Origin of the sequence: Micromonospora trifolii (assembly GCF_050516465.1) — a bacterium.
In the GTDB taxonomy this organism is placed as follows: domain Bacteria; phylum Actinomycetota; class Actinomycetes; order Mycobacteriales; family Micromonosporaceae; genus Micromonospora; species Micromonospora trifolii.
The window spans coordinates 571,743-595,282 of the sequence record NZ_CP191526.1; the positions used below are offsets into that span (position 1 = coordinate 571,743).

Below are 23,540 nucleotides of genomic sequence, written 5' to 3' on the forward strand. Positions count from 1 at the left end.
AACCAGGTCGGCCGGCGCCTGGGCGGCCGGCCCTGGCCGGTGGGCCGGCTCGGTGCCGGCTCGCCGACGTGGCGTCGCCTGGGGCCGGTTACACCGTCACTTGGCCGCTGGAGACGGGCAGGAGCCCTTCGGCGCCTCCGGCGGGCCCGAGTCGCCGAGTGACTGGTTGACCTCGGTCGTGGTGGCGAGCTGCTGGAAGTTGTTGCCCAGCACGACGTCCACGGTGTCGTCGGTGCGCTTCTCGTCGTAGCCCGGGGTGGCGTTGTTGAGGAAGTACGCCTGGAGCAGGTGCGCGGACCCGACACCCTTCGGGCCGTACCGCAGCACCGCGACGCTGTTGATCTTCTTCTCGTTCCCGGTCTTCTTGACCTGGAACTGTCGATTGCTGAACTCGTCGGCGACGGTGTGGGCGAGACCGGGCTGATCCGTGGCATTGAACACGTTGATCTTGACGTCTTTGCGCTCGCGCAGGGTCAGATCCGCCAGCGGCCAACCCTCGGGGCAACCCGCCGCGGTGCCCACGTTGCCCTGGCTGTCGCGGACCACGGCCACGACGACGAAGACCAGGGCGATGATCGCCAGCAGGCCGACGACGACGAGTGCTCGCACGCGCGCAAAACTCATCAGGGCACTCCCCGGACCTCAGTGGGTGGTGACGGCCAGAAACGATCGCTCAGGCCGCTGGCCGTCGAATACGCCGCTGAGGTTAACGGTTGTCCGGCCGTCGCGTGGAAACAGCCCGACATGCCGGCGCGCCGACCGCGAACCGGGTACTACTACCCCTATCTTCGTGTCGCCTGAATCACATTGGGAACAACTTCGCGTGCGGGGGCGTACATCTCAGCCGCAAGGGCGGTATACATGCCTCGCCCAAGGGGGGGTAAGGTTCCGCGCTCGCAGGGGAGTCGCCCCGGCGAGCTCGACCCGTTCGGTCCTCGGGTCGGGTGCCCGACACAAGTGGTGGCCGGCCAGCGGAACCGAAACAGCGTCGTCCGGCGTTACAACCGGAAGCGACAACATCGATATGGGAGAGTGAAACCGATGGCCACCGACTACGACGCCCCGCGTCGCGACGAGGTCGACCTCGGCGAGGACAGCCTGGAAGAGCTCAAGGCACGGCGCGTCGACTCACAATCGGGCGCGGTGGACGTCGACGAGGCCGAGGTGGCCGAGAGCTTTGAGCTGCCCGGTGCCGATCTGGCCGACGAGGAGCTCACGGTCAAGGTGCTTCCGATGCAGCAGGACGAGTTCCGGTGCGCCCGCTGCTTCCTGGTCCACCACCGTAGCCAGCTGGCGGTCGAGCGTAACGGCGAGCTGATCTGTCGCGAGTGCGTCTGACAACCACAACACCGGCGGCGGCCTCCTGAACGGGGTCGCCGCTGCCGGTGTAGGCATGCGGCAGCGGTGGGTACCTGCTTGACTCGTAGCGGGTAGCCACAGCACCGGGAGGTCCGATGAGCGATCGAGGCGGCACCACCGAAGGCGGCACGGACGGCCTCGGTGCCACCCGTGGCACGGACGACCTCGGTGCCACCCGTGGCACGGACGACCTCGGTGCCACCGTCGCGGCGCTGACCGCGGACGACATCGCGCCGGCCCGACGCCGTCAACTTCTGACGCGGATGGTCGGGCAGGCCCGTGCGCGGGGCATCTCCGACCTGTTCAAGCCGCGCGCCGCCGTGCGGTGGATGGTAGACGCCGTCGCCGAGATCGCCCCGCACGTGCCGGTACGGGACCTGGACACGCTGCGCCAGCACTTCCCCGGCCTGGACGACGCAGCCCTGGCCGACCGGCTCATCCGCAACGCGTCGAGGACCACCGCCGCGGTCGGCGCGGCCGGTGGGGGCGTCGCCGCCGTCGAGTGGACGGTGGCCCCGACCCTGCTCTCCGCGCCGGTGCTGCTCGCCGCGGAGACCGTGGCCGTGGTGGCGGTGGAGCTGAAACTCGTCGGCGAGCTGCACGAGGTCCACGGCGTGGCGCTACCCGCCGCCGGCAGCCAACGGGCGGTCGCGCTGGTGCACTCGTGGGCCACTCAACGCGGCGTCAACCCGATGGTGCCCGGTGTGGGAGTGGGAGCTGTGCTCGGCACCGCCGCCCGCAAGGAGTTGCGGGACATGCTGCTGCGGCGTTTTGGCCGCAACCTCACCACGCTCGGGCCGTTCCTGACGGGAGCGGCGGTGGCCAGCTTCCTCAACCGCCGGGCCACCCAGCAGATGGCCGACCAACTCCAGGTGGACCTGCGCCGGCGGGGCATCGCCCGGCCCGCGCCACCGGCGGCCCTCCCGGGCCCACCGACCGGCACCTGAGCGGCCCTCCGCCGTCGGATCAGCTCGGCTCGCCCGCCGTCGGCTGGGAACCGGCCAGGGCGTCCCGTGCGGTCAGTACCGCCTCGGCCAGCTCGACCGGATGGCGGGTACTCACCACCCAGAACGGGGTCGGATCCGCGGGATCGTCGAGGATCACCTGCACGGCGCCGCCGATCCACGGTCGCTGCACCACGAAGGCGAGCGGGTCCGCGCCGACGCCGAGCACCTCACGTCGGCCGGCCACGTCCAGCGGCACCACGTCGGCCACGAATCGGACCGGCAGGCGGGCGTCGTCGACCTGCAGCTCGGCATCGGTCACCCCGACCCGGATCCGGCCCAGCCACCACAGCCCGACCGCTGTCAGCGGCACCAGCACGGCGAACGGCAGCCAGGCGCGGACGCCGGAGGCGCCCATCCAGATCTCGACGGCCAGCAACGCGGCGGCCACCAGCCCGGCCAGCCACAGCCACCAGGGCAGATCCAGGCGCTCGGTGTACGCCGAGCGGGCGGCGACCGGCGGCTGATCGGCTGACGGGGAGGGCGACATGCTCACTCCTGCGAGGGTACGGCGCACGGCGGCTCGACGAACCGGCAGGATGGCAGGGTCACCCCGCGAACCGGACGGAAGAGGGGACCCGTGACCGACGTCGTACCCGTGCCTGTGCAGCTGCTCGACCCGGAGCTGCCGCTGCCCACGTACGCCCATCCCGGCGACGCCGGGGCCGACCTGGTGGCGGCCGCGGACGTGGAGCTGCCACCCGGCGGCCGCGCCCTGGTGCCCACCGGCGTGGCCATCGCGCTGCCGGAGGGGTACGTGGGCCTGGTCCATCCCCGCTCCGGTCTGGCGGCCAGGCTCGGCGTGACGGTGCTCAACGCGCCCGGTACGGTCGACGCCGGCTACCGGGGTGAGATCCTGGTCAACCTGATCAATCATGATCGGGATCTGCCGGCGAAGATCTCCCGCGGCGACCGGATCGCTCAGCTCGTGGTCCAGCAGGTCGCGCGGGCGCGGTTCGAGCCGGTGGTCGAGCTGCCCGCGTCCCGGCGCGGGACCGGTGGGCACGGGTCCACCGGTGGGCACGCCGGGCTGGTGCCGTCGCCGACGGGCCAGGACCGGGTCGAGCGGCGGCCGAGCGAGCCGGGCCGCGGGCAGACGGAAGAGGTGGCAGGGTGAGTGTGAACAGCGGAGGGCAGGCGCAGTGATCTTCTCCCGAAAGCGGGCCGATGCGGAGCGGCAGACCCGTGACGAGCGGGCTACCCAGGTCCCGGACCAGGGCGATGCGACGCCGACGCTGGAGCGCGGCCCGTACGACATCTCCGAGAGCTACGACGACGTGCAGCGACTCGACCTGGGCAGCCTGCACATCCCGGCGATCGCCGACGTCGAGGTGCGGGTGCAGGCCGACCCGCAGGGTGTGATCCAGCAGGTGGTGCTGGTGCACGGTGACAACGCGCTCCAGTTGGGCGTCTTCGCCGCCCCCCGGTCCGAGGGGATCTGGGACGAGGTGCGCGAGGAGATCCGGCAGTCGCTGCTCCGCGACGGCGCGAGCGCGCAGGAGGTCGCCGGCGAGTACGGCCCGGAGCTGCACGCCCAGGTGAACACCCCGGACGGCCCGACGAACCTGCGGTTCGTCGGAATCGACGGGCCGCGCTGGATGGTCCGGGGCGTGTTCCAGGGCCCGGTGGCCACCGACCCGGCCATGGCCGGGCCTCTCGTCGAGTGCCTGGACGGCCTGGTGGTCGACCGTGGGCAGGAGGCGAAGCCGGTCCGCGAGCCGCTGCCGCTGCGGCTGCCCCGGGAGATCGCCGACCAGGCCGAGGCCGAGGCGGGCGACGCCGCGGCCGCGCCGCGTCAGGTCTGACCCGCGCGCACCGGCCCGCCGGAACCAGCCCCGTCGGCGTACGCTGGCGGCACGGTTCCGGCGCCGCCGGGGCCGGCCGGGGACGGCGAGCGTGGAGAGGGTGACGCGGAGGTCATGACGACCGACGAGGGCCGGGTGTCGCTACGGCGCATCCTGCAGAGGTTCACCGCCAGCGAGGCCGAGATCGACGCGCAGGAGCTGCGTCGGGAGAGCGCCGAGTGCGGCGGGATCCCCGCCCAGCAGTGCTCCCGGGGTCAGCTGGTCTCGGTCGCCGGTCGGCTGCGCACGGTGGTCTACACGCCGCGCACCAATCTGCCCACCCTAGAGGCCGACCTGTACGACGGCAGTGACGTGGTCACCCTGGTCTGGCTGGGGCGACGGCACATCGCCGGGATCGAGCCGGGCCGGCATCTGACCGCCCGTGGCCGGGTGGCCGTGCGGGACGACCGCAAGGTCATCTACAACCCCTACTACGAGCTGGACTCGCCCAAGTGACGGCACTGCGGACGGAAGGCCGGCGATGACGACGGGACAGGACCGGGCGGCACAGCCGGATACCGACCCTCAGGACGAGGAGCCGCTGCCGACGATCGCCGAGCAGATGGCCGACCAGCTCGGCGGCTGGCGGGGGCTGGTCGAGTCCAGCATCCCGGTCGTGGTGTTCGTCGTGGCCAACATCATTGGCGAGCTGCGGCCGGCGGTGATCGCGTCGATCGCCGTCGCGGTGCTGATCGCCGGGCTGCGGCTGGCCCAGCGTCGGCCGATCCGGCACGCCGTCAACGGGCTCTTCGGCGTCGGCGTCGGCGCGGCCATCGCGTGGCGTACCGGCGACGAGCGTGACTTCTACCTTCCCGGCATCCTCTACGGCATCGGCTACGGCATCGCCCTGCTGATCTCGGCCGCGATCCGGCAGCCGCTGGTGGGCTGGATCTGGTCGGTGTTGGTGGCCAAGGGCCGGTCGGAGTGGCGGTCCGACCCGAAGCTGGTGCGCACCTTCACCCAGCTGACAGTGCTCTGGGGCGTGGTCTGGCTGGCCAAGGTGGGCGTGCAGGCCGGGCTCTACCTGGCCCACCAGGACACCGCCTTGGGCGTGGCCCGGCTGGCGCTCGGCTACCCGCCGTACGCGCTGCTGTTGCTGATCACGGTCTGGACGGTGCGCCGGGTCACCCGGGAGTCGCCGCCGGCTCCGCTGCCCAGCGCCTGAGCGACGCCGGGTCACCCGGCCCGCTCAGCGCGCCGTCGGGGTCAACGTGAGCTGCGGGTCCGTTCGACGCTGTCCGGCCCGAGGATCACCGTGCGGACCTCGTCCTCCACCTCGGCGGTGCAGACGAAGATCAGCTCGTCGCCGGCCTCGATCGGGTCGTCCGGGCTGGGCACCAGGACCCGCTTGCCGCGCAGGATCGCCACCAGGGCGGAGTCGCGGGGCAGCGGCACGGCGTGGATCGGCTGACCGACGTAGGGGGCGGTCGGTGGCAGGGTGATCTCGACGAGGTTCGCCTCGCCCTGTCGGAAGGTCATCAGCCGGACCAGGTCGCCGACGGTGACCGCCTCCTCGACGAGCGCGGCCATCACCCGCGGCTTGCTCACCGCGACGTCCACGCCCCACTGTTCGGTGAACAACCACTCGTTCTCGGCCCGGTTGACCCGGGCGACCACCCGGGGCACCGCGAACTCTGTCTTGGCCAGCAGCGACAGCACCAGATTGGTCTTGTCGTCGCCGGTCGCCGCGACCACCACGTCGCAGCCGGCGACGTCGGCCTCCTCCAGGCTGCTCAGCTCGCACGCGTCGGCCAGCACCCACTCGGCGGCCGGCACCCGGTCCGGGCGCAGCATCTTGGGCTGGCGCTCGATCAGCATCACCTGGTGGCCGTTGTCGATCAACTCCTGGGCGATCGAGCGGCCCACGTTGCCCGCGCCCGCGATGGCGACCCGCATGGCTCAGTGCCCTCCTTCCGGCGGCGTCGCCGCCACCGACGTGACCGTCGCCGCGATGTCATCGCTGACCAGCATGAACACCTGGTCGCCCTCCTGCATGACGGTGGAGCCGGTGGGCAGTGTGCCGATGCCGAAGCGGATCAGGTAGGCCACCCGCGCCCCGGTCGCGTCCTCCAGCGTCCGCACCGGTCGGCCGATCCAGTCCTTGTGTACGGGCACCTCGACGATCGACACCGTGCTCGTGGGGTCGCGGAAGATCTCCACGTTGCCCTCCGGCACCAGGTGTCGCAGCATCCGGTCCGCCGTCCACCGCACGGTCGCCACGGTGGGGATGCCCAGCCGCTCGTAGACCTGCGCCCGGCGCTGGTCGTAGATGCGGGCGGCGACCCGGGACACGCCGAACGTCTCGCGGGCCAGCCGGGCCGAGATGATGTTGGAGTTGTCGCCGCTCGACACCGCCGCGAAGGCGTCCGCGCGCTCGATGCCGGCCTGACGGAGCACCTCGCCGTCGAAACCGGCCCCGGTCACCGTGATCCCGGCGAAGTCAGGGCCGAGCCGGCGGAAGGCGTCGGCATCCTGGTCGATCACCGCCACCGAGTGCCCTCGGGACTCCAGGCTGTGGGCGAGGGTCGACCCGACCCGACCACATCCCATGATCACGACGTGCACGCTGTCCCTCCCAAGGTGCGTCCCGCTCCCGCTGCCGGTGGCCTTCGAGTGCGAGCCTGCCACGTCCCGGTCACGAGCGGGGACCGACCGTACCCCGCCGTCGTGAGCAGCGGTGATCGCCCACCCCCGCGCCCCCACCGTGGTGGTCGTACTCTTGGCGTTCGTGGCCAGTCCCACCTCGCTGCTGAAGCGGCTTCTTCTCGGTCGACCGTTCCGGTCCGACCGGCTTCAGCACACCCTCCTGCCGAAGCGCATCGCGCTGCCCGTGTTCGCCTCCGACGCGCTGTCCAGCGTCGCGTACGCGCCCGACGAGATCCTGCTGACCCTCTCCATCGCCGGTGCGTCCGCGTACTTCTTCTCGCCGTGGATCGCGCTGGCCGTTGTCGTGGTCATGCTCACCGTGGTGGCGAGCTACCGGCAGAACGTGCACGCCTACCCGTCCGGTGGCGGCGACTACGAGGTGGCCACGGTCAACCTGGGGCCGAAGTTCGGCGTCGGGGTGGCCAGCGCCCTGCTGGTCGACTACGTGCTCACGGTGGCGGTGTCGGTCTCCTCCGGGGTGGCCAACCTGGGCTCCGTGGTGCCGTTCGTGGCCACCCACAAGGTCCTGATCGCGGTGAGCGCGGTGGTCCTGCTCACCGCGGTCAACCTGCGCGGGCTGCGCGAGTCGGGCACGGCGTTCGCCATCCCCACCTACGGCTTCGTGATCGTGATGCTCGGGATGCTGCTCACCGGGCTGTTCCGGGTCTTCGTGCTGGGCGACGAGCTGCGCGCGCCGAGCGCCGACCTGGTGATCCAGGCCGAACACAGCGTGACCGGTTTCGCGCTCATCTTCCTGCTGCTGCGGACGTTCAGCTCGGGTGCCGCCGCGCTCACCGGCGTGGAGGCGATCTCCAACGGGGTGCCGGCGTTCAAGGCGCCGAAGAGCCGCAACGCCGCCACCACCCTGCTGCTGCTCGGCACCATCTCGGTGAGCATGCTGGTCGGGATCATCTGGCTGGCCCGGCTGACCCACCTCCAGTTCGTCGAGGATCCGAACCTCCAGATCGTCTCCGGCCCCGAGGGGTACGTGCAGAAGACGGTCACCACCCAGCTCGGGGAGACGGTCTTCGGTTCCGGGTCGATCCTGCTCTACGTGCTGGCCGGGGTGACCGCCCTGATCCTGTTCCTGGCCGCGAACACCGCGTTCAACGGTTTCCCGGTGCTCGGCTCGATCCTGGCCCAGGACCGCTACCTGCCCCGCCAGTTCCACACCCGGGGCGACCGGCTGGCCTTCTCCAACGGCATCACCTTCCTCGCCCTCTTCGCGATCGTGCTGATCGTCGGCTTCCAGGCCGAGGTGACGAAGCTGATCCAGCTCTACATCGTCGGGGTCTTCGTCTCGTTCACCGTCTCCCAGGCCGGCATGATCCGGCACTGGAACCGGCACCTGCGCACCGAGCGGGACCCGGAGGCACGCCGTCGGATGGTCCGCTCCCGGGCGATCAACACGTTCGGCATGGGCCTGACCGGCACGGTGCTGGTGATCGTCCTGATCACCAAGTTCCTGCTCGGCGCCTGGATCGCGATCGCCGCGATGGCGGTGATCTACGTGCTGATGCTGGCGATCCGCCGGCACTACGACCGGATCGCCGTCGAGCTGACCCCGCCGGACGAGGGCCGGGCCGTGCTGCCCGCCCGCAACCACGCGATCGTGCTGGTCAGCAAACTGCACCAGCCGACGCTGCGGGCCATCGCTTACGCCCGCGCCACCCGACCGGACACCCTCACCGCGGTGACCGTCAACGTGGACGAGAAGGACACCCGGGACCTGCAGGCCGACTGGGAGCGCCGGGAGATGGCCATCCCGCTCACCGTGATCGACTCGCCGTACCGGGAGATCACCCGCCCGATCCTGGACTTCGTCGCCTCCACCCGCCGCAAGTCGCCCCGGGACGTGGTCACCGTGTTCATCCCGGAGTATGTGGTCGGCCGTTGGTGGGAGAACCTGCTGCACAACCAGAGCGCCCTGCGCCTCAAGGGCCGGCTGCTCTTCGAACCGGGGGTGATGGTGGTCAGCGTGCCGTGGCAGCTCGCGTCGACAGCGAGCAAGAACCTGGACCGGCTGGACGCCACGCTGTCCCGGACCCCGGCGCGGGGGCCACGGAGCGCCGTGCCGCCGGTGGTCGCCGCCCCGCCGGTGGCCGCCACGCCGCCCGGCGAGGGCGGGCCCGAGAACAGCGGAACGATGGGAAACACTCGTGACTGAGCTGGGCGGTCAGCGGACCGCGACACCTGGGACACCGTCGGCGTCGTCGGCGTTCGAGCGGGGTCTGGCCGAGGCGGAGCGGGTCGAGCTGACCGTCGACGCGGTCGCCCCCGGGGGGCACTGTGTCGCCCGGGTGGACGGGCAGGTGGTCTTCGTCCGGCACGCGCTGCCCGGTGAACGGGTCATCGCCGAGGTCACCGAGGTGCACCGGGGGTTCGTCCGAGCCGACGCGGTGACCGTTCTGGAACCCTCACCGGACCGGGTCGAGCCGCCCTGCCCGTACGCGAAGCCGGGTGCCTGCGGGGGCTGCGACCTCCAGCACGTCGCCCCGGCCGCGCAGCTGGCCTGGAAGACCGCCGTGATCCGCGAGCAGCTGGTCCGCCTCGGCGGGCTGACCGACGTCGAGTTGGACCGGCTCGGCGTCCGGGTCGAGGCGTTGCCCGGTGGGCTGCTCGGCTGGCGCTCCCGGGTCCGTTACGCGGTCGACGCCGCGGACCGGGCCGGCCTGCTCAAGCACCGCTCGCACGAGGTGGTGCCGATCGACCGCTGCCGGATCGCCCACCCGGCCATCCAGCAGCTGCCGGTGCTCACCCCCACCGGTGCGCGCTGGCCGGCCGCCGACGCGGTGGAGACCGTCGCCAGCACCGGCGGGGACGTGACCGTCACGGAGATCCGCGACGGGGTGCCCACCCCGGTCAGTGGCCCGACCGAGGTTCGCGAGGTCGCCGCCGGACGGGACTGGACGCTGCCCGCGTCCGCGTTCTGGCAGGTGCACCCGGCCGCGGCGGACGCCCTCTCCACGGCGGTGCTGGAGCTGCTGGACCCGCAGCCGGGCGAGATCGCCTGGGACCTCTACGGCGGCGCTGGGCTGTTCGCCGCCGGGCTGGCCGAACGGGTCGGCGCGACCGGCCGGGTGACAGTGGTCGAAGCGGCGGCGCAGGGTGTCGCCGCCGCCCGGGAGAACCTCGCCGACCTGCCCAGCGTCGAGGTGGTGTCGGCCCGGGTGGAGACCGCGCTGGCCCGCCGACGGATCACCGGCCCGGTCGACGTGGTGGTGCTCGACCCGCCGCGCTCCGGGGCCGGCGCCCCGGTGGTCCGCGCGCTGGCCGCCGCCGGCCCGCGGGCGGTCGCGTACGTGGCCTGTGATCCGGCCGCCTTCGCCCGGGACGTGCGTACCTTCGCCGACCTCGGTTGGCGGTTGGCGGCGCTACGGGGCTTCGACCTCTTCCCGATGACGCAGCACGTCGAGCAGGTCGGGCTGCTGCTTCCGCCGGACGCGCGGTAGAACACCGCGCGTCAGCGCCTGACCGGGTGCTCAGCTGCCCACTTCCCGCCCGGCCCGGGTGCGTGGGGCTCGGGCCGGGCTGCGGAGTACCGGGGGGCCGATAGACTCTCCGGTCATGAGTGTTGAAGAGGACACGGCCAACCACGGCCGGCTGCTGGGGACGGTTCGCGGTCCGCAGGACGTCAAGCGGATGTCCGGCGAGGAACTGGACGTCCTCGCCGCCGAGATCCGGGACTTCCTGATCACCAAGGTCTCCCGTACCGGCGGGCACGTCGGGCCCAACCTCGGTGTGGTCGAGCTGACGCTCGCCATGCATCGCGTCTTCGACTCCCCCCGGGACCGGCTCCTGTTCGACACCGGCCACCAGGCGTACGTACACAAGATCCTTACCGGGCGTCAGGCCGGCTTCGACAAGCTCCGCCAGCGCGGTGGCCTCTCCGGCTACCCGAGCCAGGCCGAGAGCGAGCACGACCTCATCGAGAACTCGCACGCTTCCACCGCGCTGTCCTACGCCGATGGCCTCGCCAAGGCGTACGCCCTCCGGGGCGAGGCGCGCAGCGTCGTGGCCGTGGTCGGTGACGGCGCGCTGACCGGCGGGATGTGCTGGGAGGCGTTGAACAACATCGCCACCGCCGGCAACTCCCTCGTGATCGTGGTCAACGACAACGGCCGGTCCTACTCGCCGACCATCGGCGGGCTGGCCGACCACCTCTCCTCGCTGCGGCTCAACCCCGGCTACGAGAAGGTCCTGGACACCGTCAAGGACGCCCTCGGCTCCACGCCGCTGGTCGGCAAGCCGATGTACGAGGTGCTGCACGCGGTCAAGAAGGGCATCAAGGACGCCGTCGCCCCGCAGGCCATGTTCGAGGACCTCGGCATCAAGTACGTGGGCCCGGTGGACGGGCACGACGTGACGGCGGTCGAGGCGGCGCTGCGCGCGGCCAAGAACTTCGGCGGCCCGGTCATCGTGCACGCGGTCACCCGCAAGGGCTACGGCTACCGTCCGGCCGAGGAGGACGAGGCGGACTGCCTGCACGGCCCCGGCAGCGCCTTCGACGTGGAGACCGGCGCGCTGCTGGCCGCCCCGTCGGTGAAGTGGACGCACGTCTTCGCCGACGAGCTGCTGGCCATCGCCGACGAGCGCCCGGACGTGGTGGGCATCACCGCCGCGATGGCCGAGCCGACCGGCATCGCCAAGCTGGCCCGCAAGTACCCCGAGCGGGTGTACGACGTGGGCATCGCCGAGCAGCACGCGGCCACCTCGGCGGCCGGGTTGGCGCTCGGTGGGCTGCACCCGGTGGTCGCGGTCTACGCCACCTTCCTCAACCGTGCCTTCGACCAGGTCCTGCTGGACGTGGCGATGCACAAGCTGCCGGTGACCTTCGTACTGGACCGGGCGGGCATCACCGGCCCGGACGGGCCGAGCCACTACGGCATCTGGGACATGTCGGTCTTCGGGGTGGTGCCGGGGCTGCGGATCGCCGCTCCCCGCGACGCCGCCACCCTGCGGGAGGAGCTGCGCGAGGCGATGGCCGTCGACAACGGCCCGACCGTGGTGCGGTTCCCGACCGGTGCGGTCGCCGCGGACCTGCCGGCGCTGCGCCGGGTCGGCACTGTCGACGTGCTGGCCGAGTCCGCCCGTACCGACGTGCTGCTCGTCGCCGTCGGCTCCTTCGGCCAGTTGGGCATGGAGGTGGCCGCCCGGGTCGCCGAGCAGGGCTACGGGGTCACCGTCGTCGACCCTCGCTGGGTGCGTCCGGTCCCGGCGGAGCTGGTCGACCTGGCCGCCCGCCACCGGCTCGTGGTCAGCGTCGAGGATGGCGTCCGGGTCGGCGGGGTGGGCGACGCGCTCGCCCAGGCGATGCGCGACGCCGACGTCCGGGTGCCGCTCAAGGACCTGGGCGTGCCGGCCGACTGGCACCCGCACGGCACCCGCGCGCAGATCCTCGCCGACCTGGGCCTGACCGCCCAGGACGTGGCCCGCAACGTCACCGGCTGGATCTCCGGCCTGGACGCCACCCCGGACCGCCTCACCCCCAGCGACGCGGCCGCACAGAACTGACGAGAACGAACGACGGCGGGCGTCCCTCGGGACGCCCGCCGTCGTGTATCCATCCCCAACACCCTCGCCCGGCCCCCGCCCCCGCCGATCTTGCACCTTCGGTCGGCGTGATGCGCCTTGAGTCCCGATTTGTCGGCGCAGAAAGTGCAAGATCGCGCGGGCGGGGGCGCGGGCGGGGTTAGCGGGGGGAGATTGAGCGGTAGTGGGTCTTGTCGGTGTTGGCGAGGCTGTAGGTCTGGGAACGGGACGGGGTGGGGATGACCGCCAGGCCGGGGCGCTCGACCAGCAGGGGAGTGCCCGGCGGGACGGACAGGGAGCTGTCCCGGGTGGCCCGCCAGCTCAGCACCACCAGCGGCTGACCGGGCACCGGCAGTTGGTACGCCTGCAACGGGGTGGCCCGGTCAGCGGGTGAGACGACGGGTGCGCTCCCGTCGGCCGGTCGGTAGATCACCGCCGTCATCGCGCCGGCGTCGGTGTCCCAGCCGAGCTGCTGCAACTCGGCCGGCTCGCCGCCGCCGAGGGCGACTTCGCCGAGCGAGCGCACGGTGAGCTTCGCCATCGGCCAGGACGTCGGCACCGAGCGTGGGGCGTCCCGGTCCCCGATCCGGCGCGGAATGCTGCCGAACGGGCCCCGATCGCCGGACAGCACGCAGGTGTCCAGGCCGGTGAGCGCCCGCCGGCCCGTGCCGGACTCGTCGCGGACCAGCGGGTAACGCGGGTCGACGGTGCCGGTGCCCAGGTCGAGCAGCCGGTCGGCGGCCCGCCCACGGGGGAGCGACTCCGTGGTCCGCAGGGTCGCGGTCACGCCGACGGCCGTGCAGGACGGCACGTCTACCGGTGCGCTGAGACCGTCCGCGATGGTCAACGTCCGGTCCTTTGGCCCGAGGAGGCTCTGCACCCGGGCCGAGACCAGGTAACGCCGGCCGCCGGCCGTCTGCACCGGCAGCACGTCGGAGTAGACGAGGTAACCCGGATCGGTGTACTCGGTGGCGCGGGTCACCGCGTACCGGTCGCCCTCGCGGGTCAGTTGCAGCAGCCAGGACGCGCTTTCGCCGGGTACGTCGGCGGCCACCAGCGCCACCGGTGCGCCGTCGACCCGACCGGAGAAGAGGATGCCGGACGAGGGCAGGTGCGCGCGGTCGTCGGCCGGCGACCGCCAGCCCCGGACCGCCGCTGTGACCGCTGCCGTCGCCGTGGCGTCCCCGGAGAGGTCGCCGCGGGGCGGCCACACCGCCAGCGAGCCGTCCAGGCTGTCGTACCCGACCCGGAGGTCCTGCGGCTTCCGCTCGGCTACGGGGCCGCAGGCCGTGCCGGCCAGCAGCGCGCTCAGCAGGACGGGAAGCGCCCTGCCGTACCGACGGCCTGGAGTCACCTGGCCCGCCCCCGATCGCCTCGCCGTCGCTGTCGGAAAGCGCCATAGTACGAGATGTCCGGTGCGGAGCCTCAGCTGGCCGGCACTCGAACCACCACAATGGACACCACCGGGGGTTTAGGGCGTTTTGGTTGCTCCGGTAGACTCCGCCGACTGTGACGCCTGCCGAGTCCCGCGCCCTGCCCGCGCCGCACCCGGAGGCGGCAGCCGACTCCGCTGAGCTGGTGAATTACCGCACACCGGCCGGCCTCTTCGCCGGCCCGCCCGCGGTGACCGCCCCCACCACGGACCCCGAAACGCCGGCCGAGCCCGAAGCGCCAGCGGGACCCACAGCGCCAGCGGGACCCACAGCGCCAGCGGGACCCACAGCGCCAGCGGAACCCACAGCGCCAGCGGAACCCACAGCGCCGGCCGAGAGCGCGGTGCCGACGCGGGCGCGGTGGCGTCGGTGGACTCGGCGTCGGCAGCACCTGGCGGTGGGCGGACTGTTCCTGCTCGCCGCACTCTGGGTGACCAGCCGGATCTGGCTGGACCCGTCCGGCAGGGTGGCCTCGCTCTACACCGGTGACCCGGCACAGGTGCAGTTCTTCCTCGCCCACTCGGTACGCGTGGTGCTGCACGGCGAGTACCCGTTCTACACCGAGCAGTTCAACTACCCGGACGGCGTCAACCTGATGGCCAACACGGCCGTGCTGGCGCTGGGCATCCCGATGGTCCCGGTGACGCTGCTCTTCGGTCCGGCGGTCTCCTTCGTGGTGCTGGTCACGCTCGGCCTCGCCGGCACCGCCATGGCCTGGTACCTGATGCTCTCCCGCCACCTGGTGCGTACCCCGCTCGCGGCGGCGGTCGGCGGCTGGTTCTGCGGGTTCTCGCCCGCGATGCTCTCGCACGCCAGTTGGCACCCGAACATCATCAGCCAGTTCCTGCTGCCGTTCATCGTGTGGCGGGTGCTGGTGCTCACCCGCTCCGGAAAGCCGGTCCGGGACGGGGCCCTGCTCGCCCTGTTGGTCGCCGCGCAGGCGTTCATCAACGAGGAGATCCTGCTCTTCACGGCGATGGCCTGCGGCATCTTCCTGCTGGCGGTGCTCGCCCAGGAGCCGGCCCGGTGGCGTGCGGCGTGGCGACCCCTGGGAGTCGGCGTGGCGACCTGCGCGCTGCTGGCCGGGGCGCTGCTGGCGTACCCGCTGTACGTGCAGTTCGCCGGGCCGATGGCCTACCACGGGCTCAGTGACGCGGTGCAGGACTACGGCAACGACATCGCCGCCTTCTTCGCTCCCGGCTCGCCCACCCTCGGCGGCAACCAGCGAGCCAACATCAACCTGGCGCCGAACTACTCCGAGGAGAACGCCTTCTTCGGCTGGAGCCTGTCGATGCTGGCCATCGGCATCGTGGTCTGGCTGCGCCGGGAGTTGATCGTCCGGGCGCTCGCGGTGACCGGCGTGTTCTTCGCCGTGCTCTCCCTCGGCGAGCGGGTCTCCTGGTGGGACCGCGAGCTGATCACCGGGCCGTGGCAGTGGTTGGTCCACCTGCCGCTGCTGGACGCGGTGGTGCCGACCCGGTTCGGGCTGATCACCAGCGTGGTGGTGGGCCTTCTGCTCGCGCTCGCCGTCGAGCGGGCCTGGGCGCTGCGCCCGGCCGACCGCCGTACCGTCCACGTGCTCACCGCCGCGGGCCTGGCCTTCGCGCTGCTGCCGATCGCGCCGATGCCGCTGCGGATGGTCTCCCGGCCGCCGGTGCCGGACTTCATCACGGCGGACCGTTGGCGGGCGTACGTCGGGCCGGACCAGACGCTGGTGCCGATCCCGGTGCCCAGCATGGGCAACACGCACGGCATGCGCTGGGCGGCGGCCACCAACCTCGACTTCAAGATCCCCGGCGGCTACTTCCTCGCGCCCCGCAACGGCAACACCGGTGACGCGGGTCGGTTCGGCGGTCGTCCCAGCGGCGTGGGCCAGATGCTGGAGGAGGTGGCGACCACCGGCCGTACGCCCAAGCTGGACGACCGGCAGCGTCGGCGCTTCACCGACGAGCTGCGGCACTGGCGGGCGGCGATCCTGGTGCTGCCGGTGCGGCAGCAGAACGCCGAGCCACTGCGACGTACGGTCGAGGAGCTGGTCGGCCCGGGCCGCCAGGAGTTGGATGTCTGGGTCTGGGACGTCCGGACGCTCACCGACCGTTCGGTCTGATGACCACCGGGACGACGTCCCCGAACATTTCGCCCCCGGAGACGGTCGGCGCGTCCCGGCCGGCCTGGCTGCGGGACGCGCTGGTGGTGGCCGGCTATCTGGGCCTCGCCGTGCTGGTGACCAGCGGGCAGTGGGGTAGCCCGTGGCGGTTGTTCCACCAGGCCGGTGACCAGATCCTCTTCGAGTGGATGTTGGCCCACGCGGCGCATGCCGTGGTCGAGGGGGAGAACCCGCTCTTCAGCTCCGCGTTGAACGCGCCCGACGGGGTCAACCTGATGGCGAACACCTCGGTGCTCGGCCTGGGTGTCCCGCTCACCCCGGTCACCCTGCTCTTCGGCTCGCAGGTGGCGTTCTGCGTGGCGGTAGTCTGCTGCCTCGCCGGGACCGCCACCGCCTGGTACGTGCTGCTGCGCCGCCGGCTGGTCGGCACCCGGGCCGCGGCCGCGGTGGGTGGGCTGATCTGTGGCTTCGCCCCGGGCATGATCGCTCAGGCGGGCGCCCACCTGCACATCGCCGCCCAGTTCCTGGTGCCCGCGATTCTCGCCCTGGTGTTCCGGCCCGCCTCGGAGACGACGCGCCAGGGGGTGTGGCGGCCCGGCGTCGGCCTGGGGCTGCTGCTCGTCTGGCAGGTCTTCATCGGCGAGGAGGTGCTGGTCTTCCTGGCGCTCGCGGCCGGGGTCTTCGCGTTGGGTTACGCGCTCGCGGACCGGGTGGCCGCACGGCGGCTCGCGCCGGGCCTCTTCGGCCGACTGGCGGTGGCGGCCGGCGTGGCGGTGGTGCCGCTGGCGTACCCGCTGTGGTTCCAGTTCCACGGCCCGCAGCACTACTCCGGGATGGCGTTCGCCACGCAGGGCTTCCAACTGGACGTCGCCTCGTTCACCGCGTCGGCCCGGCAGACCGTGCTGGGTGACGACTGGCTGCCGGGGTTGCTGTCGCCGAACCCGACCGAGGAGAACTCGTTCTTCGGCCCGGGTCTGCTGGTGCTCGCCGTGGTGATCGTGATCTGGCAGTGGCGACGACCGCTGGTCCGGGCACTGGCCGCCTGCGGCCTGGTCTTCGCCCTGCTCTCGCTCGGCGACGAGCTGCGGGTGGACGGTGAGGCCACCGGCATTCCGGGGCCGTACCGGCTGGTCGCCGGGCTGCCGTTGCTCGATCTCGCGGTGCCGGCCCGGTTCGCGCTGGTCTGCGTACCGGTGCTGGGTGTGCTGGTGGCGCTGTCCCTGGACCGGGTCCGGCCCGCACGCGGGCCGAACGTGGCGCCGGGCCTACCGGTGCGGCTGCTGTGGGCCGGAGCGGTCGCCGCCGCGTTGCTGCCCCTGATTCCGACGCCGATCCGCGTGGTGCCGGTCGCGCCGGTGCCGGCGTTTCTCGCCGCCGGTGGCTGGCGTCCGCTGGTGCCGCCCGGCCGGACGGTGGTCGCGGTACCCCCGGTCACCGGTGCCGGGCGCAGCCCGGTGATGCTCTGGTCCGCCCGTACCGGTCTGGCGTTCGCCGCGCCGGGCGGTTACTTCATCGGCCCCAGCGGCCCGGACGACCCGGCGGCCCGCTGGGGCGCGCCGGACCGGCCGACGTCGGTGCTGCTGCGGCAGGTGGCCGAGACCGGAGCGGTGCCGGTGCTCACCGCCGCCGACCGCCGTCAGGCCGTCGAGGACCTGCGGCACTGGCGGGCCGCGGTGGTCGTAGTCGGGCAACTGGAGCACGGTGACCCGGTCCGCCGGACCGTCGACGACCTGCTCGGCCCGGGCCGACCGGTCGACGGCGGATGGTTGTGGGACGTCCGGGACCGCGTCGGCTGAGCCGACCGATGGCGCTGTCTTCGACTAACCCACCAGCGCGCGCACGTCCCAGACCCAGACGTCGTCGACCCGCTGCGGTGCCCCGAGCAGGGCGGTGACCAGCTCACGGAGCACCGCCTCGCGGGGGTGCGCCCCGAGCACCACCACCGACGCCCGCCAGAACCGCAGGTCCTCGACGGCCTGGCGGCGGTTCTCGTCGGTCAGCGCCGGAACCGTGCCGCTGTCCATGGTGGAGTAGACGAGGGAGCTGGTCGGTCGGTTCGGCGCACCGAAGACCCCCTCGCCCAGCTCGTTCGGGCCGATGAAGTAGCCGCCCGGGACGGGGAACTCCTGCCCGGTCAGCGCACTCCACCGCAGCGTCGGCAGACCGTGCACGTTGCTGGGGATCGGCACCGGCACCAGGGTTCGACCCGCCGGCACGTACGGCCGCCAGCCGCCCGCGGTGATGAAGTGCGGCGGCGGGTCGATCTGCTGGGCGGGAAGCGGGCGGGGGAAGAGCGGCAGCACGGCGAGGGCGACCGCCGCGTACCCCACCGGGCGCAGCCACCGACGGCGCGACGCGACCGGCGCGGCCGGCTTGGCGGGCTCGGCGGGCTCGGCGGACATGGCCGGGGCCGCCTCGGCGTTGCGCTGGGCCGGCACCCGCGGCCGGTCGGCCACCGGGCGCCCCTGGCGGTGCGCGGCGTCCCAGGTCAACGCGAGCAGTACGCCCACCGCGGCGGCGACCACCAGCGTCAACCGGGTCGGCATCATCATCTCGACCAGCGGCAGGTCGTCCGACACGTACGACCACGGGCCACGCACACCGGTCTCCACACCGTTGAAGCGCACCCACGGACCGATCGCGGCCACGCTGAACACCACGATGAGCACCGCGGCGATCCGGGCGGCCAGCGAGCGGCGTACGAGCAGCACCAGAGCTACCACCGAGAGCAGTACCAGCGGCCAACCGAACCAGGTGTTCTGCTCGGTCAGGCCGATCGTCTTCTCCACGGCCGGGTCACCGGCCCAGGTGTCCCGGGCGAAGGTGACGAAGGCGACCAGGTCCTCGCCCCAGTTGTGGAACACGCCGCCCTGCAGGCCCCGGTAGGACTGCGGGCCGTTGAACTGGAACCAGATCGGGTACGCGGTGAGCACCAGGGCCAGCCCGCCGGCGACGCCGAGCCCAGCCAGGAACGTGCCGGCGGCGGCCCGGGTGGCCCGCGGCCGCTGCACGGCGTACGCCAGCACGATGACCAGGCAGGCCAGCGCGGTGAGCAGCAGCATCTCCTCGTTGATGAAGATCTGGTACGCCACCAGCGCACCGAGCACGAGCCCGTTGCGTCGCCAGCGGCCCGGCTCACCCAGGGTCAGCACCCGCACCACGATCAGCGGGAGCAGGAAGTTGGACACGAAGTTCGGTTGGCCGTTGGCGTGGTGGATGATTCCCGGCGCGAAGCCGAGGAACGCTCCGCCGACGAACGCCGCCGCCCGGGAGCGCACCAGGTGGCGGGAGAGCATCCAGTAGCCGGTGCCGGCGGTGGCCGCCAGCGCCGCGCCCAGGTAGAGCGCGTACATCACCTGGGGGCCGAGCAGCATGGTCAGCGGGGCCAGCGGCAGGGTCACCCCGAGCAGCGAGGTGTTGGCCATCATGTTCACCCCGTCCGGGGCGTTCTGACGGGCCGTGAACAGCGGATTCTCCAGGTGCCGCACCGAGAACGCGCCGTGCGCGAACAGCCACTCGAACCAGCTGTGATCGGTGGGCAGGTGCGAGGAGACCCGGCCGTTGACGTCACCCCAGTAGTTGAGGCAGACGAAGACGCCCAGCAGCACATAGGCTCCGAGGGCCAACAGGTCGGCTCGGGCCGGACGGCGTCGAGGCCGCCGTGTCGACTCGGCCTCGGCCGGGTCGGCGTCGGTCACGGGATTCAGCGAAGGGTCTACCACCGGCACAGCCACGACGCGCCATCGTACAGGCGGGGTTCCGTCGCTTTTGCCGGGCCGGTGCGCCGACGGTCGGTTTGCCGGACGGTGACCCGTCGGCCAGCCTTACCTGGTGACGGAAGGACGGTCGTTGTCGATCATCGAGCTGGGCGAGATTCGGGACGAGCCCACGTCGGCGCCTCCGGTTCGCCGCCCGCGCGCCGCCGGTCGCCCGCTGCGCAGCGCGACGGTGCTGTTGCTCAGCCTGGTGGTGCTGACCGGTGCCACGCCGTCACCGCAGCGAACGGTGAGCGTGGTGCCGGCGTCGAGGACGGCCACCGCGTACCTGGCCGGGGACGGCGTCTTCGTGGTCGATCCGCCGACACCCGACGGGGACCGGTACCTGACCGCGTACGTCCAGCCGGCACCGACCGGCGCCGGGGTGCGGCGGCGGTGGCAGGCGCCGCTGGCCCGCACCGGTGACTACCTCGACGTCCGGGTCGTGCAGGGGCTGGTGCTGGCGATGGCGGTCAACGCCCCGAACCGGCTGTTCCAGACCACCGCCTTCGACGCCGCGACGGGCCGGCAACGCTGGCACCATCCCGGTGCTCCCCAGCCGACAACCGGCGGTGGCCTGCTGGTGACCGACGGCCGGGAGGACGGGTCGGGCGCGATGAGCGGGGTCGAGCCCGACACCGGCCGGGTGCTCTGGTCGGTGCCTATCCCGCCGGCCGCCAGCCCCACCTACCACCTCACCATCGAGGGCCAGGTCGACCGGTTCGTGCTCCTGCAACCGACCGGCGAGGTGCAGGTGCACGACGCCGGCACCGGCCAGCTGCTGCGCAGCATCGACACGCTGACCGGTGACCGGTCGGCGTACCAGCGGGTGCAGGTCGTCGACGACCTGCTGCTGCTCGTCCCGCCGGGCAGCACCCGGCTGGTGAGCTTCGGGCTGGCCGAGTTGGAGCCACGGTGGACGGCCGAGGTGACGCTGGTGTCGCATGTGCTCGACTGCGGCGGTCTGCTCTGCGCGGTACCGCAGACCGGCGGCCTTCAGGTGCTCGACCCGGCCACCGGCGGAGTGCGGTGGTCGGAACCGGGCCAGGACAACCTGGCCGACGTCCGGTACGGCCGGCTGCTGATGGCCAGGCCCGGCCAGGGGTACACGGTGCGCGACGCGGCCACCGGGCAGGTACGGACCGAACTGGGCGCGTGGAGCCTGCTGCCGGTGCTCCGGCCGGACGACCCGCTGGTCGGTGTGCGGCGGGGCGACGACGGTCGGATGGTCGTCGCCGAACTGGACCTGGCCGCCGGCCTACCGCGGATCGTGGACGTGCTACCGGGCATCGCCGGCAGCTGCCAGGCGTCCCTGCCGGTTCTGCTCTGCCAGCGCCTCGACGGCACCACCGCGCTGTGGAGGTTGACGCGATGACCGACTCGGTGATCGACCTCGGTGAGCTGCGGCACGGCCCGGACCCGGACCCGCAGGCCCGCCCACCTCGCGCTCACGGTCGCCCGCTGCGCTGCGCGCTGGTCGTGGTGCTCGCGCTGGTCACGCTCGCCGCCTCCGCCGTCGCACCACCCCGGCAGGCCCCGGTGACGCTGCCGGCCCGGCCCGGGTCCGACGTCATGATCGATGGTGACCTCCTCCTGGTCGTGGAGCCGACGAACCCGACGCAGCAGGGGCGGCTGGCCGCGTATCGGCTGCCCGGTGGCGAGCCGGTCTGGCAGGCGCCGCTGTCGGCGGAGGCCCGGTACTGGGGAATGACTCCGCTGGCTGGGATGCTGCTGGCCACCGGGTACGAGATCGGCCCGGAGGGTCGGGACACACTCACCATCGCACTGGACCGGGCGACCGGGGCGTACCGGTGGCAGCAGCCGGGCACCGTCTCCCCGCTGACCGACGGCAACCTGCTGCTGCGCAGCGGCGGCGAGACCCTACCGTCCAGTCTGCGGGCGGTTGATCCGTGCTGCGGCACCGTGCGCTGGCAGCTCTCCGGCATCAGCGCCGACATGTTCGTGCGGGGAGACGAGCTCGGGGTAGACCGGGTGGTGCTCAACCAGTTGAACGGGCCGGTCGAGGTACGCGACGCGATCACCGGCGCGGTGCTGGCCCGCGCCGACCTGCGCCCGCCCGACGGGGGTCCGATCGGCCTGGACCTGACAAAGGACCTGCTGCTGGCCATCGACAGAGGCTCGGGCACGGTCACCGCGTACGGGCTGGACCGGCTTGAACCCCGCTGGACCCGCGCCAGGGTGCACGTCGACTTCGCGCTGGACTGCGGCCCCGTCCTGTGTGTGCGCACCGGCAACAACGAACTGCAGGCGCTCGACCCGGCAACCGGGGAGGTGCGCTGGCGCAGCAGCCAGTGGGGGTGGGCCTGGCCGGCCGACGGCCGGTTGATGGCCAACCTCAGCGGTGTCGGCCCGATGGAGCAGTACATCGTGCTCGATGCGCTGACCGGCCGGCAGTTGGCCGACCTGGGCCGGTGGGAGCTGTACCAACTCGGTGCCGGCGGCCGGCTGGTCGGCATACGCCGGATTCCCAACGGAGGGGTGCTCGTCGGCGAGTTGGACATCGCCGCCGGAAAGGTGCGCTTCGTGGACGTGCTGCCCGATGCCACCGGGGAGTGTCAGGCGATCACCGGCTACCTGGTGTGCAGTGCCAGCGCGGCCGGCTCGTACCAGCTCTGGAAACTGACCGACTGATCACCAGTTGGCCTGGGCGGGCGGCGGGGGCAGCGGCACCGACGCGGGTCGCAGCACGTACGCCACCCCGCCGCTGCCGCGTTGCCAGACCGCCTCGAACCCCTGCCGGGGCACGGTGCGACGGACCGCGTCGTCGTCCGGGGCGTACGGGTCGTTGAGCACCGGGTCGCCGTCGCCGGTGAAGCCGACCAGCACCATCAGGTGCCCGCCGGTGTCGTACCCGAGCCCCGGCACCTCGTCGGCCCGGAACGCGGCGGAGACGATCAGGGGGATGCCGGCGGCGACGAACGCCTCCGCCTCGACCAGCGACCGCAGCCGGGTGACGAACGCGTCCACCCCGTGCAGACCGGCGTACGCGGTGTTGAACGGCCAGTTGCCGGCCCCGGCGTACGCGTGGTCGTAGCAGTGCCGGGCGGCGTGCACCACCACCGGACGTGGGCCGGACGGCTCCACCCAGGCGTAGCGGTCCGGCGTCGGCTCGGCGCCCCAGTAGGCGAGCACCATCGAGGTGCAGGTGGGGCTGCACCAGGAGTCGCCGCCACCACCCCACTGCGGGTACTGGCCGGCGTGCAGCCGCTGCGAGTAGCGGGGCACGTCCAGCACCCGGCCCCGGGCAGCGGACGAAGCGGGCTCCCGCGCGTACACCTGATCAGCGGTCGTGGGGCCGGTGGCGACCGCGCCGATGCTGCGCAGCACCGGGCCGGTCGGGCTGCCGGCGGGCCGACACAAGGTCACCCGCGCCTGCCAACCGGTGACCGTCGCTCCGGTCACGATCAGGGTGTCGGTGTCGACCCGGGCGGCACCGTCGCGCTGTCCGGGCAGCGAGGTGCGCCGCACCGTCTGGTCGTCGGCGGCCCAGCGGGCCAGCCGGTACCAGTCGGTGCTGGGTGCGTCGTCGTGCCAGCCGCGCAGGTCGACCTCGATCCAGCAGCCGTCCGGGGTGTCGGCCGTCCAGGACGGCACCACCTCGGCGACGGCGAAGCCGACCCGTACCGGCGGCGACGTCCAGGTGCCCCGCGCGGCGAGGCCGTCAAGGGCGAGCCCTGGACCGCTGACGAGCAGGCCGTCGCCGCTGCCGCTGGTCGTGTCGGCCGGCAGGTGGAAACCCCGGTAGGCGATGTCTCGCCGGGTGGGTGGTGCCGCAGTGGTCATGCCAGGTCCGTCCGTCGCTCGATACCGCCGGCCAGCATCGCGTACGCCGCGGTGGC

The 23,540-nt window shown here is 72.6% G+C and carries 20 protein-coding genes; 13 read left to right on the forward strand and 7 right to left on the reverse strand.

Features of this window, described 5'->3' with window-relative positions; all coding sequences use genetic code 11:
- Nucleotides 1–96: 96 nt before the first annotated feature.
- The gene (locus ACQRWP_RS02610) at nucleotides 97–609 is read right to left on the reverse strand and encodes a LytR C-terminal domain-containing protein (RefSeq protein ID WP_430503387.1); all 513 of its coding nucleotides are present in this window, start codon (nucleotides 607–609) and stop codon (nucleotides 97–99) included.
- Between the two features lie 432 nt (nucleotides 610–1,041).
- On the opposite strand from ACQRWP_RS02610, the gene ACQRWP_RS02615 reads away from it, so the two are divergent.
- Nucleotides 1,042–1,338, forward strand: a complete 297-nt coding sequence (locus tag ACQRWP_RS02615) for a DUF4193 domain-containing protein (protein WP_007075406.1) — start codon at nucleotides 1,042–1,044, stop codon at nucleotides 1,336–1,338.
- Nucleotides 1,339–1,454: 116 nt separating this feature from the next.
- Nucleotides 1,455–2,306, forward strand: a complete 852-nt coding sequence (locus tag ACQRWP_RS02620; protein ID WP_430500630.1) for a hypothetical protein — start codon at nucleotides 1,455–1,457, stop codon at nucleotides 2,304–2,306.
- Nucleotides 2,307–2,325: 19 nt separating this feature from the next.
- Here ACQRWP_RS02620 and ACQRWP_RS02625 read toward each other — a convergent pair whose 3' ends face one another.
- Nucleotides 2,326–2,859: a DUF3093 domain-containing protein gene (locus ACQRWP_RS02625; protein WP_430500631.1), complete on the reverse strand. Its 534-nt coding sequence runs from the start codon at nucleotides 2,857–2,859 to the stop codon at nucleotides 2,326–2,328.
- A gap of 84 nt (nucleotides 2,860–2,943) precedes the next feature.
- Between ACQRWP_RS02625 and dut the strand changes: the two genes are divergently transcribed.
- The 4 genes from dut (at nucleotide 2,944) to ACQRWP_RS02645 (ending at nucleotide 5,372) form a co-directional block, all read left to right on the forward strand.
- Nucleotides 2,944–3,480, forward strand: a complete 537-nt coding sequence (gene dut / locus ACQRWP_RS02630) for a dUTP diphosphatase (RefSeq protein WP_430500632.1) — start codon at nucleotides 2,944–2,946, stop codon at nucleotides 3,478–3,480.
- A 25-nt stretch (nucleotides 3,481–3,505) separates the two neighbouring features.
- A complete protein-coding gene (locus ACQRWP_RS02635) occupies nucleotides 3,506–4,168 on the forward strand; it encodes a DUF3710 domain-containing protein (RefSeq protein ID WP_430500633.1) in 663 nt (220 codons plus the stop codon).
- Between the two features lie 114 nt (nucleotides 4,169–4,282).
- Nucleotides 4,283–4,663, forward strand: a complete 381-nt coding sequence (locus tag ACQRWP_RS02640; RefSeq protein ID WP_124816055.1) for an OB-fold nucleic acid binding domain-containing protein — start codon at nucleotides 4,283–4,285, stop codon at nucleotides 4,661–4,663.
- Between the two features lie 25 nt (nucleotides 4,664–4,688).
- Nucleotides 4,689–5,372 (forward strand): DUF3159 domain-containing protein, encoded by a 684-nt coding sequence (locus tag ACQRWP_RS02645; protein ID WP_210785171.1) that lies wholly within the window; start codon nucleotides 4,689–4,691, stop codon nucleotides 5,370–5,372.
- Nucleotides 5,373–5,413: 41 nt separating this feature from the next.
- Here ACQRWP_RS02645 and ACQRWP_RS02650 read toward each other — a convergent pair whose 3' ends face one another.
- Together ACQRWP_RS02650 and ACQRWP_RS02655 are read right to left on the reverse strand one after the other, a co-directional pair.
- Nucleotides 5,414–6,103 carry a potassium channel family protein gene (locus ACQRWP_RS02650; RefSeq protein ID WP_430500634.1) on the reverse strand — a complete coding sequence of 230 codons (690 nt, stop codon included), beginning with the start codon at nucleotides 6,101–6,103 and terminating at the stop codon, nucleotides 5,414–5,416.
- A gap of 3 nt (nucleotides 6,104–6,106) precedes the next feature.
- A complete protein-coding gene (locus ACQRWP_RS02655; protein ID WP_430500635.1) occupies nucleotides 6,107–6,772 on the reverse strand; it encodes a potassium channel family protein in 666 nt (221 codons plus the stop codon).
- 163 nt (nucleotides 6,773–6,935) lie between these two features.
- Between ACQRWP_RS02655 and ACQRWP_RS02660 the strand changes: the two genes are divergently transcribed.
- The 3 genes from ACQRWP_RS02660 to dxs all read left to right on the forward strand — a co-directional run bounded on the left by ACQRWP_RS02660 (nucleotide 6,936) and on the right by dxs (nucleotide 12,367).
- On the forward strand, nucleotides 6,936–9,020 hold the full coding sequence (locus ACQRWP_RS02660) for an APC family permease (RefSeq protein ID WP_430500636.1): 2,085 nt from the start codon (nucleotides 6,936–6,938) through the stop codon (nucleotides 9,018–9,020).
- 1 nt (nucleotide 9,021) lies between these two features.
- Nucleotides 9,022–10,305, forward strand: coding sequence for a class I SAM-dependent RNA methyltransferase (locus ACQRWP_RS02665; RefSeq protein ID WP_430503388.1), 1,284 nt, complete (start codon nucleotides 9,022–9,024; stop codon nucleotides 10,303–10,305).
- 115 nt (nucleotides 10,306–10,420) lie between these two features.
- Nucleotides 10,421–12,367 carry a 1-deoxy-D-xylulose-5-phosphate synthase gene (dxs, locus tag ACQRWP_RS02670; RefSeq protein ID WP_355009346.1) on the forward strand — a complete coding sequence of 649 codons (1,947 nt, stop codon included), beginning with the start codon at nucleotides 10,421–10,423 and terminating at the stop codon, nucleotides 12,365–12,367.
- A gap of 178 nt (nucleotides 12,368–12,545) precedes the next feature.
- Here dxs and ACQRWP_RS02675 read toward each other — a convergent pair whose 3' ends face one another.
- Complete coding sequence (locus ACQRWP_RS02675; protein WP_430500637.1) at nucleotides 12,546–13,739, reverse strand: hypothetical protein; 1,194 nt, start codon at nucleotides 13,737–13,739, stop codon at nucleotides 12,546–12,548.
- Between the two features lie 422 nt (nucleotides 13,740–14,161).
- Here ACQRWP_RS02675 and ACQRWP_RS02680 point away from each other — a divergent pair, with 422 nt between their 5' ends.
- Complete coding sequence (locus tag ACQRWP_RS02680; protein WP_430500638.1) at nucleotides 14,162–15,925, forward strand: hypothetical protein; 1,764 nt, start codon at nucleotides 14,162–14,164, stop codon at nucleotides 15,923–15,925.
- Nucleotides 15,925–17,721, forward strand: a complete 1,797-nt coding sequence (locus ACQRWP_RS02685) for a hypothetical protein (RefSeq protein ID WP_430500639.1) — start codon at nucleotides 15,925–15,927, stop codon at nucleotides 17,719–17,721. The genes ACQRWP_RS02680 and ACQRWP_RS02685 overlap by 1 nt, the downstream gene beginning before the upstream one ends.
- 24 nt (nucleotides 17,722–17,745) lie before the next feature.
- Here the strand turns inward: ACQRWP_RS02685 and ACQRWP_RS02690 are convergent, their stop codons facing one another.
- The gene (locus ACQRWP_RS02690; protein WP_430503389.1) at nucleotides 17,746–19,632 is read right to left on the reverse strand and encodes a hypothetical protein; all 1,887 of its coding nucleotides are present in this window, start codon (nucleotides 19,630–19,632) and stop codon (nucleotides 17,746–17,748) included.
- 124 nt (nucleotides 19,633–19,756) lie between these two features.
- Between ACQRWP_RS02690 and ACQRWP_RS02695 the strand changes: the two genes are divergently transcribed.
- Together ACQRWP_RS02695 and ACQRWP_RS02700 are read left to right on the forward strand one after the other, a co-directional pair.
- Nucleotides 19,757–21,055, forward strand: coding sequence for a PQQ-binding-like beta-propeller repeat protein (locus ACQRWP_RS02695; protein ID WP_430500640.1), 1,299 nt, complete (start codon nucleotides 19,757–19,759; stop codon nucleotides 21,053–21,055).
- Complete coding sequence (locus ACQRWP_RS02700; RefSeq protein WP_430500641.1) at nucleotides 21,052–22,332, forward strand: PQQ-binding-like beta-propeller repeat protein; 1,281 nt, start codon at nucleotides 21,052–21,054, stop codon at nucleotides 22,330–22,332. The genes ACQRWP_RS02695 and ACQRWP_RS02700 overlap by 4 nt, the downstream gene beginning before the upstream one ends.
- Here ACQRWP_RS02700 and ACQRWP_RS02705 read toward each other — a convergent pair whose 3' ends face one another.
- Nucleotides 22,333–23,484 carry a peptidase C39 family protein gene (locus tag ACQRWP_RS02705; protein ID WP_430500642.1) on the reverse strand — a complete coding sequence of 384 codons (1,152 nt, stop codon included), beginning with the start codon at nucleotides 23,482–23,484 and terminating at the stop codon, nucleotides 22,333–22,335.
- Between the last annotated feature and the right edge of the window lie 56 nt (nucleotides 23,485–23,540).

Bases quoted from the DNA above. Each gene is read 5' to 3' on its own strand.
- ACQRWP_RS02615 (WP_007075406.1), top strand. From the start codon at position 1,042: ATGGCCACCGACTACGACGCCCCGCGTCGCGACGAGGTCGACCTCGGC.
- ACQRWP_RS02620 (WP_430500630.1), top strand. From the start codon at position 1,455: ATGAGCGATCGAGGCGGCACCACCGAAGGCGGCACGGACGGCCTCGGT.
- ACQRWP_RS02640 (WP_124816055.1), top strand. From the start codon at position 4,283: ATGACGACCGACGAGGGCCGGGTGTCGCTACGGCGCATCCTGCAGAGG.
- ACQRWP_RS02645 (WP_210785171.1), top strand. From the start codon at position 4,689: ATGACGACGGGACAGGACCGGGCGGCACAGCCGGATACCGACCCTCAG.
- ACQRWP_RS02650 (WP_430500634.1), bottom strand. From the start codon at position 6,103: ATGCGGGTCGCCATCGCGGGCGCGGGCAACGTGGGCCGCTCGATCGCC.
- dxs (WP_355009346.1), top strand. From the start codon at position 10,421: ATGAGTGTTGAAGAGGACACGGCCAACCACGGCCGGCTGCTGGGGACG.
- ACQRWP_RS02685 (WP_430500639.1), top strand. From the start codon at position 15,925: ATGACCACCGGGACGACGTCCCCGAACATTTCGCCCCCGGAGACGGTC.
- ACQRWP_RS02700 (WP_430500641.1), top strand. From the start codon at position 21,052: ATGACCGACTCGGTGATCGACCTCGGTGAGCTGCGGCACGGCCCGGAC.
- ACQRWP_RS02705 (WP_430500642.1), bottom strand. From the start codon at position 23,484: ATGACCACTGCGGCACCACCCACCCGGCGAGACATCGCCTACCGGGGT.